Here is a 14480-nt window from a genome sequence, read left to right as displayed (position 1 = left end):
CCGCTCAGAGATGTGTATAAGAGACAGGTCTCACCCACGACGTCGACCGGCCGTACAAGACCTATCAGGCGATCTCCGACGCGCTGATCGAACGCGACCTCGGACAGCTCGCCGCGTTCCGACCGGGTCACAACCCCTACTGGCAGTTCGAGTCGCTGATGGGCCTCGAAGACGATCTCGGCGTTCGCTCCGCGTTTTATTTCCTCTCCGAGCCCGGCCTCCGCAACCGGCCGTTCCAGCAGTGGTGCAATCCCCGGTACTGGATCGAGCATCTCGGTCGGTACGACGTCGAGACCATCGATCTCACGAACATCGTCCGGGCGCTCGACGCCGGCGGATGGGAGGTCGGTCTTCACGGTTCGTTCAACTCGTTCGACGACCGCGATCGGCTCCGCGAGGAGAAGGCGAAAATCGAGCGCGCGCTCGGCCACGAAGTGACGGGCGGCCGTCAGCACTTCCTCAACCTCGCACCCGGGAAAGAAACGTGGCGACACCACCGTGCGATCGGACTCGACTACGACAGTTCGCTCGGATCGAGCACGGAGTACGGCTTCCAACACGGCCACGAGCCGCTCCGGCCGTTCGACGACGAGTTCGTGGTCTTCCCGCTCACGGCGATGGAAACCGCGCTGGTCGAAGAAGGAGATTTCGCGGCGGCGTGGGACGCTTGTGAGGGGTTGCTCACGGAGGCAGCCGACAACGACGCGGTGATGACGGTGCTCTGGCACCCACGGCTGCTAAGCGACGACTTCCCCGGTTATCGCGAACTCTATCGGCGGTTGATCGAGCGCGCGCTCGAACTCGACGCGTGGGTCGGCCCGCCCGGCGAGCTGTACGAGCGCCTCGACGATCCCGAACTCGGCGCTATCGAGGTTTGATTCGCGATCGGAGCCGTCTCGAAGAGCGGTCTACGGCCAGAGACCGCGCGCTTCCTGGGCCTCGGCGAGCCGGGAGAGTGCGACGATGTAGGCGGCATCGCGCCACGTCACGTCGCGTTCGTCAACTTGCGTCCGAACGTCCTCGAACGCCGCCAGCATCTCGGCTTCGAGCTCCTCGTTGACCTTCTCTAAGGACCACGCTCGACGGTTGATGTCCTGGAGCCACTCGAAGTACGAGACCGTGACACCGCCGGCGTTCGCGAGGATATCGGGGATGACCGGAATGTCTCGCTTCTCGAGGATCGTATCGGCCGCCGACGTGGTCGGGCCGTTCGCGCCCTCGACGACGAGATCGGCCTGGACAGCGCCGGCGTTCGCCTCGGTGAGGACGTTACCGATCGCCGCCGGGATCAGCACGTCGACATCGAGTTCGAGGAGTTCTTCGTTCGGGAGGACGTCGTCGACGCCGGCAGTGACCGCCTCGGGCTCCTCCTCGTGGGTGGGGATCGCGTGGACGTCGATCCCGTCGGGATCGTGGATCGCGCCGTTGACGTCGCTCACCGCAACGACCGAGGCTCCCCAGTCGTCGAGCAGTCGGGCCGCGTTCGCGCCGACGCTGCCGAACCCCTGGACCGCCACCGTCGTTCCCGACAGCGAGCGGTCGTCGTGGGCACAGACCTCACGGGTGACGATCGCCACGCTCCGGCCGGGGGCTTCCTCGCGGCCGTAGCTCCCGCCGACGACGGGCGGTTTGCCGGTGACGACGCCCGGTGTGGTCTCGCCCTGCTGCATCGAGTAGGCGTCCATGATCCACGCCATCGTCTGGGCGTCGGTGCCCATGTCGGGGGCCGGAATGTCGTGGGTCGGTCCGATCACGTCGCGGATCTCCTGGGTGAACCGTCGCGTGAGGCGTTCGTTCTCGTCGGCGGAGAGCGCCTTCGGGTCGACCACGATCCCGCCTTTCGCCCCGCCGAACGGGAGGTCGAGCACGGCGGACTTCCACGTCATCCACATCGAGAGCCCCACGCACTCGTCGTGGGTCACGCCCGGATGGAAGCGGAGGCCGCCCTTGAACGGTCCGCGAACGCTGTCGTGTTGGGCGCGGTAGCCGGTGAAGACCTCGACGGTGCCGTCGTCGCGTTCGAGCGGGATCGAGACCTCGTGAACCGCGTTCGGATGGGCGAGTCGCTCGACGACGTTCGGGTCGATCTCGACGTGCTCGGCCGCGCGGGCGAGCTGTCGGCGGGCGGTGTCGAGCGCGGATTCGGTCTCGGCTGCATCGGCGGTGGATACTGCCGAACCGGCTTCGCCCGGTGTGGAGTCCGAACTCATCTCATTCGAGCGGGATCAGTCGGTTGCGCATCTCGCCGCCGCAGTCGGGACACTGGCCAGGGTTCGTCGCCGTCAGCACGATCGTGCCACAGTCGAAGCACTCGTACGGCGTCTCGCTATCGGCGTTCTGATCGACGTCTCGCATCGTTTTCTAGGAAGAACTCTCGACGGATGACCAGCGGTGTTCAACAACGAACTTCCTTCAGAACCGGGGGTTCGTTATTGAACGTACCCGCTGAGCTGTGGTCCCTCACGCCTGGTTTGTTCGTCCGTCCATCCGCTGGTCTGGGTCGCGGCGTCGCGAGTCGTTGACGGATCGACGCCATACCGGTATCGTCGACGAGTTCACGAGAGCGACCGGCGAGAGGCGAACACGCGAGACCTGGTGGATGGTTCGGGCCACGCGGTAGCTATGGGATCGGCGCCTCCTCTCGTACCGGAGCACGGCTCAGTCGGCAGTAGCGGCGGACGGAACGCCGATGTCGTCGAACAGAGTGGTGAACAGCTTGCGCTGGACCGTCCGCGCGTGACGATAGAACGCCGGCGGCGAGATTTCGAGGGTCGCCGCGATCTCCTCACCCGTGCTCTCGCGCGGCGACTCGAAGTAGCCGCTGTAGTACGCCGTCTGAAGCACCTCCAGCTGGCGGTCGGTCAGCCGATCGAGAAAGGCCGCGTGGAGGTCCCGCGACGACGCACGGTCGACCGACCGCTTCGACAGGAGCTCGACGTCCGCGAACGCTTCCGCGACGAGGCGATCGATGCGACGGACGTCGACGCTGTTGGGCACGTCGACGACGAGTGTTGCGGTCTCGCCGTCGGCCGTGGCGCGTCGGAGGACGGCTCCGTGGTCGGCGAGATCGAGCGCGAGGAACGGCTGGGAGAGGCGGAGCCGGAGCACACCCGCCTCGTCGTCCGTCCCGATCCGCTCGACCTCGTCGATCGAGACGAGGTTTCGGGCCGCAGCGACGACGTCTTCGATGGCGGCATTGGTCACGCTGACGAAGACGTAGACGCCGTCCGTGGTCCGCTGAACGCCGCCCTCGTAGGTCAGCGAACAGCCCGAGCGGCGGGCGAGGCGGGCGAACACGAACGCCGAGTCACGCGTCTCGAACTCCAGACGCGTGTTCGCGGTGGTCAACAGCGCGTTCTTCCGCTCGATCGCGCTGGTCGCCGACGCGATGGTTTCGCCGAGTTCGGCCAGCACGGCTCGTGCAGTTCCGTCGAACGCGTTCGCCGTCCCGGCGTAGACGGTCAACACCCCGTACTCGAAGTCGTCGTGCGCCAGCGGCACGCTGAGCACCGACAGGTACTCGCGCGTGATCGCCGCCGATCGCCACGGTGCTTCCCGGAGTCGATCGGCCACGTTCGAAACCGTCTGGAGTTCTCGGGTGGCTGCCGCCCGGCCCGCCGGTTCCTCCGCTTCCGACGTGCCGATCGAAAACGACACGCTGTCGAGATAGCCCTGCTCGGCCCCGGCCCAGGCCCGTGGCTCCAGCGTCTCGGTGGTCGGGTCGGCATCGCCGATCCACGCGAACGCGAACCGGTCCTCGGCCGTCAGGAGCTCACAGACGGCGCGGTCGATCTCCTCGCGGGTCTCCGCGCGAACGAGTGCTCCGTCGATCTCGCGGATGATCTCGTTGAGCCCGTCGAGCCGTGTGAGCTGGGCGTTTCGCCGCTGCAGCTCGCGCTCCTGCTCGCGGAGCCGGCTCTCGCGCTCGACCCGATCGAGGGCGGCTTCGGCGGTGGCCGCGAGCAAGTCGGTGAGTTCCCGGAGGATCTCGTCGAACGCCCCGACCGTCCCGGCGGCGGCGATGAACACGCCGTGCTCGCCGAGCGGGATGTACGCCCCGCTCCGGATCCCGGTCGCCTCGTTCGCGAGCCGGTCGGCATCGTGAACGTCGTCGAAAAACCGGGCGTCGTCCGCGACGAAGGTGTGGCCCGGGATGGTTTCGTCGTCCGCCCGCCGTGTCGGCAACGGTCCGTCGAGTCGCTCCATCCCGTTCGAGACGGCGACCGGTTCGAGCGCGTTCTCGTCGGCGTCGAAGAGGTAGACCGCGCTCGCGTCGAGATCGAGCACCGTGGCCGCGTCGTCGACCACGACCTGGGCGATCTCTTGGGTGGTGCCGGCGTACTGGAGTTCGCGTGTCGTCGTGTGGAGCCCGGCCAGCGCCTCCTCGCGTCGCTTTCGCTTGGTGATGTCGCGGCAGCTGTAGAGCAGCGTCCCGTCCTGAATCGAGACCTCCCGCACGTTCACCAGCAGGGTGTGCTCGCGGCCCGCCTTGTCGGTCGCCGTGCACTCGATGTTTTTCAGCACACCTTCGGCGGCCAGCTCGTCCCGATCGAACAGATCCGGTCCGAGAAGGCCCGCTATCGAGCCGAGATCGTGGATCTCTTCGGCGGTGTAGCCGAAGATGAAGTGGACGTTGGGACAGACGTAGGTGAACGCGCCGTCGTCGTCGGTGATCAACACCGTATCAGTCATGTTGTTGAGCGTGACCCGGTGGAGCTCCTCGGACTCGCGGAGGTCGCGTTCGAGCGAGACGCGCTCGGTGACGTCGACACCTTCGACGACGATCGAGACGACCGCCCCCGTCTCGTCCCGAACTGGCCGAGCCGAGAGATCGAGCGTCTGTGAGGTTCCGTCCTCGCGCTCCCTGGAGACGGTCGAGCTGTCGAACCGACCGTCGATGGCGTGCTGGATCGTCCGCTCGACGGCTGCTCGTGTTCTGTCGGTCCCACTCCACCACGGCAGCGTCCAGAACGGCTCCCCGACGACGCTCCCAGCGTCGGCTCCGATCAGTTCACGCGCGGCCGAGTTGACCCGCCGGAGCGAGCCGTCCGGATCGAGCACCCAGGTCGCGGTCCGATCGTCGTGGAACGTCGCGTCGAACTGGCGGGCGCGATCCCGCCTGGTGTCGGTCCGGTCGGCCGTACGGATGGCTTGGCCGAGCCGCGCGAGGACGTCCTCGACGATCGACTCGAAAGGGTCGGAGACCGCGACGTAGTCCGTCACGCCAGCGGCGATCGCCTCGCTGGCGACGGCCTCTGAGCCCGCCGCCGTGCAGAGCACGACGGGCAGCGTCGCGGTCTCGTCTCTGATCGTTCGGAGGAGATCGAGCCCCGTCCGCCCGTCGAGAGCGTGCTCGCTGACGACACACTCGATCGGGTGATCGTCGAGCACAGCGGTTGCGGCGTCGGCAGTCGCGACCGTCCGCACCGATGATCCGTGGGTTTCGAGCGCATCCGCGAGGGGAGCGATCCACTCGGCCGTACCGACGAGAAGGACGTGTGATCCGTCCAGCGTGTCCGCTGCAGTCGCCATGTCACGCGAGTACAGGCTCGACCGAGTTCAACGCACCGACGGGAACATCGATGGGGTGTCGAGCGATTGCCGGGCGATTGCCAGGGAATCGCCGGGCGAGCACGGGCCAACCGATCCCCCAACACGAAACACTTTCTTCGATAGCCGGAGTGAGACAGGTATCGATGGCAGACAGCACACGCTCTCCCCCTCGCATCCCATGAACATCGAACGAATGGATCTCGCGGCGTGGGACGACGGGCTCCCGAACACGGGCTTCGAAGTGTTTCACACCGCGTCGGCGCTCTCGGTGCTCGACCGCCACGCAGCGGGCGATCTACTCTGTCTCGGCGGCTACCGCGGCGAACAGCTGGTGGGGATGCTCCCGGTGTTCGTCCGGAGCATGGGGCGGGGCCGAGTCATTTCGTCGCCGCCACCCGGCATGGCCGTGCCGCATCTGGGGCCGATCGTGATGCCGACGAGCCCGAAACAGCGCAAACGCGAGAAAGTCAACCGCGAGTTCACGAACGGCGTCCTCGACGTGCTCGGCGTCGAATCGTCCACGACGCTGTGTCGGTTCTTGGGCCACCCCGAGTACACCGATCCCCGTCCGTATCGGTGGGCGGACCTCTCGGTCGAACCCTCGTTCACCTATCGACTTCAGGTCGGCGACCGATCGCCCGACGATATACTGAGCTCGTTCAGTCGGAGCCTCCGGCGTGAGATCAGGTCTGGTGAGGACCTCGACGTCGAGATCGAAACGGAGGGCCTCAGCGGCGGTGAGACGGTGTTCCGGGAGACGCAGGCCCGATACGCAGAACAGGACGAGGGGTTCGGGCCGTCGTGGCCGTACGTCAGGGACGTCATCGCCGATCTCGATGAGCGGTCGCGGGTGTACGTCGCGCGCGATCCGGACGGCGAGTATCTCGGCGGCGTCATCACGCTGTTCTCGAACGATGCGGCGTACTACTGGCTCGGCGGCGCACGCGCGACTCACGAGGGCGTCAGCATCAACAGCCTGCTCCACTGGCGGATCATCCGCGATGTCGCCGAGGATCCGCCCATCGAATCGGTCACGGAGTACGACCTCGTCGGCGCGAACACCGAACGGCTCTGCCGGTACAAATCGAAGTTCGGGGCCGACCTCGCGCCGTCGTACGTCATCGAGTCCGGCGGGCCCGCGATGGACGCCGCCAAGGGCGCGTATCGGCTGGTGAATCAGGCTGTCGATCGCGTCGGTCTGTAACAGGAACGTCTCTCCCTCGCCGATCGGGATCGCGTCGTTCGTCGTGCTGTTGTCGTTCGGACTGACGACAAGTACCCGAGATCAGGCCGGCACCACACACTGTTCGGGCTCGGCGTTGGCCGTCGATCCGGCCGCGTTGACGAGCGTCCCGGCGAGGATCGCCACGCTGGCGACGAAAAACAGCGAGCCGATCGACGACGAGGGATCGGCGAACAGCAGGTAGAACGGGGCCGCGGCCGACGGGCCGAGTGTCACGATCGCGAGCTGGGAGAGCAGCGGACCGCAGCAACAGCACGCCTGTGGGGCGGCGAGGCCGACCGCACCCGCCGTCGTCGGCGATGCGCCACCCGCCGCAGTCCCCCACTGATGGGCGAACACTGCGGCGTTCAGTCCGAGGAGGCTGCCGAGCACGGCGAGCAAGATCAGCGTGCCGACCGACACCATGCCGGCGAACGGGATCGACGGGGCCCAGACCTCGACCGATGGCCACGTCACTAGCGGCCCGAGAGTGGGTAGCGTCGTGATGAACCCTTCCGCCCACGAGAGACCTTCACCGCTGTCGGGGACGACCGTAGCCATCCCCGCCGAGAAGAGGAAGAACACGACCCCGAGCAGGCCGACGGCGACGCCGAACCGGCGCGCCGTCCGGTCGGCGACGACTGCGCTCAACACGTCACGGGCGTCGTGCCAGAGGACGTATCCGACCGCCACCGGCAGCGAGAGCACGATGAGATGTCCGAGCGGGTTCATCGGCGTGTAGATGCCGAACACCGAAAATCCGGGGTAGGCGACCCAGAGACCGAGGAGGGCACCGAGGCCGGCGTAGCGGGGCCGTGTCGGCCACCGGATCTGGCCGCCGATCACGCTGCCGAGCATGATCACACCGCCGAGCAGGAGCAGCAGTGGTTCGTGGATCGATCGCGGGATCACCGGCTCCGCCGTCAGCCACTCGTACGGCGAGAGCTGGACGACCGCGATCCCACCGACGACCGCGATGGCGAGGCCAACGAGAACGCCGTGAAGCGCGTAGCCCGAGAGTGATGGCCGCAACCGGGGCAGATAGACACTGCCAACGGCAATGACGGCCCCGAGAACGAGTGGAATCAACGCGTACGACTGCGAGAGGTGGACACCGTTGACGTAGAGGTGACCACCGTGCGCCGACGCGAGCGGGACGGTTCCGATGGTTGCAACGAGCGTGATAGCGAGCACGAGAAGACGACGACCGAGGCCGGCACCTGCGGACGCCGATCGCTGCGAATCGCCAGCCACGGTGTGGTTCCGGCCGGTTCGACTGCTCATTGGTGGATCCACGTTCCCCTGGTATATGTGTTCGTTGGAGACGGTGCTTCGACCGTGCTCCGGCACTCCCGCTGTGAGACGGCTCGATAGCGGTGAGTGGGCTGAGTTCGACGATCGAACCAGTAGTCGTATGTGAACGTGGCACAAACAATGAGACGATGAGGCGACGCGCGTTTCTGGCCGCGGCTGCCGGCACGGCGGCAACCGCGGGCTGTCTCGAAACGCTCGGCCTGCGAACTCAGTCGGCGTGGCGTGATCCGCCGCTCGTGAGTGACCGGCCCCGCGCCGTGTACTACCCGGCCGTGACCGAGGGGATGTCGATGTATGGCACCCGTTCTGTGGGGCCGTACACGGTCGCGCTCATGTACTCGTACCCCCACCGTTTCTGGACCCTCAGCGGCAGCCAGACCCGGAAAACCGTCGTCGAGTCGGCGGATTCGGTCCATCTGATGGCAGCGATCTGGGACGACCGAAGCGGCATCGTGATCCCGGTCGATGCCGGCCTCTCGGCCGAGATCGTCCAGGATGGAGAACTCGTCGCTCAAGAGGTGATCTACCCGATGCTGTCCCAGAAGATGGGGTTTCACTACGGCGCGAACTTCGGGCTCGACGGCAACGGCACCTACGAGGCGAGGGTTTCGATCGGTGGAACGGGGATGCGCCGGACCGGACGGTTCGAAGGGACGTTCTCCAATCCGGTGATGACGACGTTCGAGTTCGCGTTCGACACCGCCGAGCTGTACGATCTGGCGCTCAGACAGCTCCCCGACAGACAGGGCGAGCGCGGTGCCGTCGAGCCGATGGACATGGGGATGGATGTGTCCGTCGGCCGCGCACCGCCGAAGCGCGCGCTGCCCGGAACGCGACTCGGCACGAAACGGTCCGGCGACGCGACGTTCGTCGTGACCGTGATCCGGAGCACGAACGGAGCCACGCGGCTCGCGGTGTTTCCACGGACGCCGTACAACCGGATCGTCCTCCCGTTCATGTCGCTATCGGTGACGGTGTCGAGAGGTGCTCAGCGAGTGTTCGACGGCCCCCTCGAACGGACGCTCGATCCCAGCGTGGGATATCACTACAGCACCGCTATGGAGAGCATCCTGCCCGGCGACGAACTGAAAATCACCGTAAACACGCCGCCACAGATCGCTCGCCACGACGGGTACGAAACCGCCTTCATCGATATGCAGCCGGTAGAGATGATGGTCCCGAACCCGAGCACCACATAGCCCGTGTACGATCAGAACATTCGGCTCAGCCGCCACTCCGATCGCGGTTCGGTCTCAGATTCGTGTCGCTCTCGTATCGCTCGTCGTGAGCGCACGAAGAACGGTCGTCACCCGAGAGGGATCGCATCGAACGGGACGTTTCGAACGACCTATACGGTGAACGTCATCGGCGGCATATCGAGGAACGCAGTTTCGTAGCCTTCGTGACGAGCGACTTGTGGGGGTGTATCGACCGAAAGTTCGAGTTCGTCGCCCGATTCGATACTGTCGACGACCGTTCCGTAGTGGTAGTTGAGATCGGGGTCGAGCGTCGGTTGCAACGGACCGTCGAAGACGCTTTGGCCGTTTCTCCGGAGCATCCCCGAGAGCGCCATCGCAGGGAGCACCATGCGGTTGTACGGCGTTCGCGCCGAGACCGCGAGATACGGGCCGCTCGCGTCGATACCTCGTGGTGGCTCGTCGAGTACGGTCGCGAGGAATCGGCCGTCGCCGCTGGTTTGCGTGCCGACGATCTCGCCGGGGAGTTCCGACTTCGAGGGAACGGTCGAGTTCGGAACCATCTCCATGGTCATCGGTTTGGCCGCGTCCCGGCTCCCCTCGCGCTGCCCTTTCGTCCGGGTGTAATCGATCGATTTCTTGTCGGTGCGGGTGTACTCGAACTCGATATCGACGCTCGCTGGCTCGGCGAACATCCCGACGAACTCGCCCGTCCGGCGCGTCGACATCCCGCCGACGCTGAGCGTCGCCGTGTAGGTGCCGTTGCCGTCGAGCCCGAAGTTCGCGCCGTAATGAAACCCCATCTTCTGGGACAGCATCGGGTAGATCACTTCCTGGGAGACGACCGATCCGTTCTGCGTGATCTCGACCGAGAGACCGGTATCCGGCAGCACGGTTCGAGTTTTCGGCTCCCAGACCGACGTCATCAGATGCACGGTGTCTTCCTGCTGGATCGAGATCTTCCGCGTCTCGTTGCCGTTGGCGGTCCAGAAGCGGTGGGGATACGAGTACATCGATCCGAACGCGTAGTCGCTCGCGCCGTTCCCGTCCCCGTTCGTCGAGTTGGTCGGTGACATCGCGCTCGACCCGTTCATGTCCATTCCACCTGCGTCGTTCATCGCCATCCCACCCATCCCGCTCATGCCGACCATCTCCATGCCCTCGGTGTGGGTCGGATAGTAGACTGCATTGGGACGGTTTTCGACGAGCGGCGGGTCGCCCCGTCTGACGGAGAACAAGCTGGAACAGCCGGCGAGGGCGACGCTGCCCGTTACGCCGGCGGAAGCCCGCAGAAACGTTCGGCGATCCATCGTACGTGGTTTGTGGCCCCGTGGAAAAACCGGTTCTGGTCCGTCTCTCGAATTCGTGCCGTGGCCCCGACTATCATGGCAGATATTCACCCCCCCGCGAGCCGACGTTCGTTTCGAGAGTCGTGCCAGAAATCACTATACGGAACCGCTTGAACATCCGAACAGCCCCACCAAGGGGTACTGGAACTCACATGAACTCCCCCAGAGAATCCACAAGCGATCCGTCGGAGAACACCGATCGTCGTCGATTCATGAAAGCCGCCATCGGGACGGCGGCGACGGCTGCCGCGATTCCGGTCGTCAGTACGACCGCCGCCGCGCACTTCCCGGAGGAACTCGCTATCGATATCGCTCCGGAACGTGAAGGGAATCGGGTCGAACCGGACGAGAACGGCCGGGTTTCGGTCGCGGTACGGTACACCGAGTTCACGGGCGAAAACGGTGAGACCGTCGTGTTCGATCCGACCGATCGCGCCGTCAGATATCGCTTCGGCACCCACGAAATCCTCGGCAACGGCGGCGGTGTTCGGCCGGTCGGCGACGGTAATCTCAGAGACGTCGACGGCGACGGCAACGACGACCTCGTGTTACAGTTCCCGCTCGACGGTGCGGGATTCACCGGCGAGGAGTCGACGGGCACGCTGTTCTGGGAGCAAGACGACTCGGGCGAGCACGGCTACGCCGGGACGGACGATATCGCCCTCCCGGACGACATGGCCATCAGCGACATCGACGTCCTGAACTACGCACTCACGCTCGAACACCTCGAACACGCCTTCTACCGTGAGGGTCTGGCATCGAGCGGCGGAACGTTCAGCGAACACGACGTCGAGCGGTCGGCGATCGCACGGTACTTCGACCGGCCGACGCTTCGCTTCTCCACGTACCAGCAGCTCGAAGACATCCGCGATCACGAGAAAGCCCACGTCGAAAAGCTGACGCAGACCATCACCGATCTCGGTGGCAACCCCGTCGAGGAGGCCGACTACGAGTTCGACTACGACACGTTCGAGGAGTTCGTTGCGGTCGCCGCGCGACTCGAAGACGTCGGCGTCTCCGCGTACGCAGGCGCAGCACCCCTGCTCTCCGACCCGGATCTCGTTCCCCCCGCGTTGAGCATCCACTCGGTCGAGGCACGCCACGCGAGCTACCTCGATACGCTGAACCGTCGCCGAGCGGCTCCCGATGCGTTCGATTCCGCTCGCTCGATGGAGCAGGTGCTCCCCATCGCGAAGGAGTTCGTCGCCTCGGAGTGAGACGGGCAACGGCAGCGTTTCGACCCGTATCGGAGACCGTTCGTTTTCGAAAACAGATCGGACTCGTTGTGTTCGTCCGCACCGAGACCCAGTCGTCGGTCGGCCTATTCGTTGGAAGACGGCTCGTCGAGCAGCCTGTCGGTCAGGCGAGTGAACCGATCCACCATGCGCTCCGGTGTCGACGGGGTGATCTCGTCGAGCAACGCCGCCGTCTCGTCCGGTTGCGCGAGCGTGAGCGTGACGTGGTTGCGCTCGTCGCGGTGCTTGACGACCACGTTCTCCTCGACGAGGTGATCGAGATGCCATTCGAGCGTGCTCCGCGCGATGTCGAGCTCGTCGGCCACCCACTGGGGTCGTGCGGACCCGTGTTCGCAGAGCACGGCGGCGATGTCGCCGACAGTCTCGCGGCGCAACAGCGCGAGCGCGCCGCGTCTCCAGTCGTTACACTCGATCGGATAGTAGTGTGTCTGGCCGTAGAGCTGCTCGTCGACGACCGAATCGGTCGAGAGGAGTCGTTTGAGGTGATACTGCACCTGGCCGGGCGCGAGATCGAGCGTGCGGACGAGGGCGTTGAAGTGAACGCCGGGATGAGTGTGGACGTGTCGGGCGATCCGGTCGCGGGTCTCGCTCATGCGCGTTCCCCGCCAGTCGTCGGGTCGGTCGTGCGGGCGAAGTACACCGCGGCGATGAGCAGGACGGCCATGACTCCATCGAGTGCGTGCTCCATGAGGTGATGCATCCCGACGGGGAGGAGTTCACCCATCGCCAGCCAGCCAACGACGGTTCTGGCCAACAGGGTCAAAAGCGCCAGCACGATCAGCAGATACGACCGCGAGCGACGCTGGGCGAACGCGGCGATCGCGAGGCCGACGACGATCACCGACGCGCCGCCAGCCAGCACGAGGACGCTCGGCAGGGCAAGCGTTTCCAGAGACACGGAGCCGTGCCCCATCCCGAAGTGGAGTAGGTAGCTCGACATCTGTTTCGTGAAACGGCGATCGCGGTTCGCCCGGGGCGACGGATCGGACGACGATCCACAACGACGGCTGACGGTGTTCGTCCCCAAGCGGTTGCCGACGATCGACTGATCTAGGAATCATCGGGTAGCGTGAATAACGGTTGTGGTGCGATCGCCGAATCCCGACGACGCACCGCTATCAGGCGACGACGGGCCGGGAGATGATCCAGAGCGACAGCACCGTGTACCCGACCATCAGCACCACGAGCGGGAGATGGGTTCGCCGCGCCCGTGAGAGCGTCCCGTAGCGGTCGAGCGCCACGTGGTGGGCGGCCACCACGGCGATGACGTGGCCCACGACGATGAGGAGGACCTGCGATCCCCAGAACGCCTGGAGCGTCAGCCACTCGAGCGAATCGATCGGATCGATCGGCGCGACGGTGATCGACCACCCGATGGCCGCGAGTCGCCCGACGTTCTCGATCACGAACGGGTAGTTGTGTGCGACCTCGTAGGCGGCGGCGATCGGGAGCACCGTCGGTGCGAACGCGAGCGCCGTCTCACGCCACGCCCCGCTCTCGTCGGCCACGGACGCCATCACCGCGCTGACGGCGACGAACACCGCGACGAACCCACACAGTCCGACCGCGTAGACGAGCACGCTGGTCGTCGGGCCGCTGGCGAGCGCGTCCCGGAGATCGAACAGTACTGTTTGATACGTCGCCGTGCTCGTGAAGCCGTCGAAGCTCACCGTATAGACCGTGGCGACGACGAACGCAACCAGGGCGACATCACGAACGCGTTGGGTACAGCCCGCCCACGGTGGACGCAGCGTGAGGCGATACCCCCCATCCGTCCCGACGAATCCCACCGGTGCGACGCGACCGAACAACCGATAGAGCACCGACAGCGCGTCGGCATGGCGGAACCACTCGTTCCCGAACGCCACGCCGCCGAGCACCATCGCCGCGGCGTAGCCGGCGACGATGACCGCGGTCGCGGCGGGCGAGCGGGGGATCACCGTCAGGTTCTCGACGATCCCGATCCCGACGACGAACCCGAAGAAGGCGGGCCAGTGGCCGAGCCACGACGGGTACGCACCAACGGCGGCGATCTCGCGCCCCTCCAGTCGCACCAGCCCGTCGTAGAGCGTGCGCCACGGCGACAGCACTCGCCACGGGCTGCCAACGAGGATCGAGAGGAGGCCGACGCCCTTGAGCCAGACCGCCCACGTGAACACCGTGGCGAAGTTCTCGGCGTCGACCTGCGGGCCGAGGAGACCGTGGAGCACCGTGACCAGAAAACCAGCGAAAAAGACCGCTCGCGCGCCGTAGCGGAGGCCGGTCGCGATCCCATCCGGGATTCGAAAGCGAGACCGCCACGCCCGCGCCGTCGAGACGGTCTCGGCCGTCACACCGAGCCAGAGCGCGGTCGCGGCGACCGTGACGCCCGCGCCACCGAACAGAAAGGTCAGGGGGATCGGCGCGGCGAACCGCGAGTTCGCGACCTGGTGGCCGCTCGCGACGCCGACGACGCCGACGAGTGCGAGCCAGACCGTGACGATCGATCGACGCCACTTCATTGCCGAATCACACCGGAGAGTCCCAAAGAAGGCTCTGATACGTCGATCTGGTACGATTCTCGAATCGACTGGCGCGACAGGAGAGCTTA

The 14480-nt window shown here is 65.9% G+C and carries 12 protein-coding genes; 4 read left to right on the top strand and 8 right to left on the bottom strand.

Annotation, left to right across the window (positions count from 1 at the left end):
• Positions 1–158: 158 nt before the first annotated feature.
• The gene (locus tag C450_RS14545; RefSeq protein ID WP_005044641.1) at positions 159–878 is read left to right on the top strand and encodes a polysaccharide deacetylase family protein; all 720 of its coding nucleotides are present in this window, start codon (positions 159–161) and stop codon (positions 876–878) included.
• A gap of 30 nt (positions 879–908) precedes the next feature.
• Here C450_RS14545 and gdhB read toward each other — a convergent pair whose 3' ends face one another.
• From gdhB to C450_RS14535, 3 genes are all read right to left on the bottom strand, one after another.
• Positions 909–2210 carry a glutamate dehydrogenase GdhB gene (gene gdhB / locus C450_RS14540; RefSeq protein ID WP_005044640.1) on the bottom strand — a complete coding sequence of 434 codons (1302 nt, stop codon included), beginning with the start codon at positions 2208–2210 and terminating at the stop codon, positions 909–911.
• 1 nt (position 2211) lies between these two features.
• The gene (locus tag C450_RS21725) at positions 2212–2355 is read right to left on the bottom strand and encodes a rubrerythrin-like domain-containing protein (protein ID WP_005044639.1); all 144 of its coding nucleotides are present in this window, start codon (positions 2353–2355) and stop codon (positions 2212–2214) included.
• A 303-nt stretch (positions 2356–2658) separates the two neighbouring features.
• The gene (locus C450_RS14535; protein WP_005044638.1) at positions 2659–5532 is read right to left on the bottom strand and encodes a bacterio-opsin activator domain-containing protein; all 2874 of its coding nucleotides are present in this window, start codon (positions 5530–5532) and stop codon (positions 2659–2661) included.
• A gap of 199 nt (positions 5533–5731) precedes the next feature.
• Here C450_RS14535 and C450_RS14530 point away from each other — a divergent pair, with 199 nt between their 5' ends.
• Complete coding sequence (locus tag C450_RS14530; RefSeq protein WP_049910266.1) at positions 5732–6757, top strand: GNAT family N-acetyltransferase; 1026 nt, start codon at positions 5732–5734, stop codon at positions 6755–6757.
• Positions 6758–6838: 81 nt separating this feature from the next.
• Here the strand turns inward: C450_RS14530 and C450_RS14525 are convergent, their stop codons facing one another.
• Positions 6839–8059: a hypothetical protein gene (locus C450_RS14525; RefSeq protein WP_049910265.1), complete on the bottom strand. Its 1221-nt coding sequence runs from the start codon at positions 8057–8059 to the stop codon at positions 6839–6841.
• A 158-nt stretch (positions 8060–8217) separates the two neighbouring features.
• Between C450_RS14525 and C450_RS14520 the strand changes: the two genes are divergently transcribed.
• Positions 8218–9288 (top strand): DUF7350 domain-containing protein, encoded by a 1071-nt coding sequence (locus tag C450_RS14520; protein WP_005044634.1) that lies wholly within the window; start codon positions 8218–8220, stop codon positions 9286–9288.
• A 149-nt stretch (positions 9289–9437) separates the two neighbouring features.
• On the opposite strand, the gene C450_RS14515 is transcribed toward C450_RS14520, so the two are convergent.
• Positions 9438–10595, bottom strand: coding sequence for an iron transporter (locus C450_RS14515; RefSeq protein ID WP_005044633.1), 1158 nt, complete (start codon positions 10593–10595; stop codon positions 9438–9440).
• A 251-nt stretch (positions 10596–10846) separates the two neighbouring features.
• Between C450_RS14515 and C450_RS14510 the strand changes: the two genes are divergently transcribed.
• On the top strand, positions 10847–11851 hold the full coding sequence (locus C450_RS14510) for a ferritin-like domain-containing protein (protein ID WP_005044631.1): 1005 nt from the start codon (positions 10847–10849) through the stop codon (positions 11849–11851).
• A gap of 104 nt (positions 11852–11955) precedes the next feature.
• Here the strand turns inward: C450_RS14510 and C450_RS14505 are convergent, their stop codons facing one another.
• The 3 genes from C450_RS14505 to C450_RS14495 form a co-directional block, all read right to left on the bottom strand.
• Entirely contained in the window at positions 11956–12483 is a 528-nt protein-coding gene (locus tag C450_RS14505) for a winged helix-turn-helix transcriptional regulator (RefSeq protein WP_005044630.1), read from the bottom strand.
• Positions 12480–12830, bottom strand: a complete 351-nt coding sequence (locus C450_RS14500) for a DUF7471 family protein (protein WP_005044629.1) — start codon at positions 12828–12830, stop codon at positions 12480–12482. Before C450_RS14500 ends, C450_RS14505 begins: the two co-directional genes overlap by 4 nt.
• 178 nt (positions 12831–13008) lie before the next feature.
• Positions 13009–14391: a hypothetical protein gene (locus C450_RS14495; RefSeq protein ID WP_005044628.1), complete on the bottom strand. Its 1383-nt coding sequence runs from the start codon at positions 14389–14391 to the stop codon at positions 13009–13011.
• Positions 14392–14480 lie beyond the last annotated feature (89 nt).

The sequence above is a fragment of the Halococcus salifodinae DSM 8989 genome (assembly GCF_000336935.1).
Lineage (GTDB): Archaea > Halobacteriota > Halobacteria > Halobacteriales > Halococcaceae > Halococcus > Halococcus salifodinae.
Note: the sequence above shows the minus strand (reverse complement) of the source record. Positions and strands in the feature narration are given on the sequence as shown.

Coding starts and splice junctions, on each gene's coding strand:
- C450_RS14545 (WP_005044641.1), top strand. CDS start 159: ATGGGCCTCGAAGACGATCTCGGCGTTCGCTCCGCGTTTTATTTCCTC.
- gdhB (WP_005044640.1), bottom strand. CDS start 2,210: ATGAGTTCGGACTCCACACCGGGCGAAGCCGGTTCGGCAGTATCCACC.
- C450_RS21725 (WP_005044639.1), bottom strand. CDS start 2,355: ATGCGAGACGTCGATCAGAACGCCGATAGCGAGACGCCGTACGAGTGC.
- C450_RS14535 (WP_005044638.1), bottom strand. CDS start 5,532: ATGGCGACTGCAGCGGACACGCTGGACGGATCACACGTCCTTCTCGTC.
- C450_RS14530 (WP_049910266.1), top strand. CDS start 5,732: ATGAACATCGAACGAATGGATCTCGCGGCGTGGGACGACGGGCTCCCG.
- C450_RS14525 (WP_049910265.1), bottom strand. CDS start 8,059: ATGAGCAGTCGAACCGGCCGGAACCACACCGTGGCTGGCGATTCGCAG.
- C450_RS14520 (WP_005044634.1), top strand. CDS start 8,218: ATGAGGCGACGCGCGTTTCTGGCCGCGGCTGCCGGCACGGCGGCAACC.
- C450_RS14515 (WP_005044633.1), bottom strand. CDS start 10,595: ATGGATCGCCGAACGTTTCTGCGGGCTTCCGCCGGCGTAACGGGCAGC.
- C450_RS14510 (WP_005044631.1), top strand. CDS start 10,847: ATGAAAGCCGCCATCGGGACGGCGGCGACGGCTGCCGCGATTCCGGTC.
- C450_RS14505 (WP_005044630.1), bottom strand. CDS start 12,483: ATGAGCGAGACCCGCGACCGGATCGCCCGACACGTCCACACTCATCCC.
- C450_RS14500 (WP_005044629.1), bottom strand. CDS start 12,830: ATGTCGAGCTACCTACTCCACTTCGGGATGGGGCACGGCTCCGTGTCT.
- C450_RS14495 (WP_005044628.1), bottom strand. CDS start 14,391: ATGAAGTGGCGTCGATCGATCGTCACGGTCTGGCTCGCACTCGTCGGC.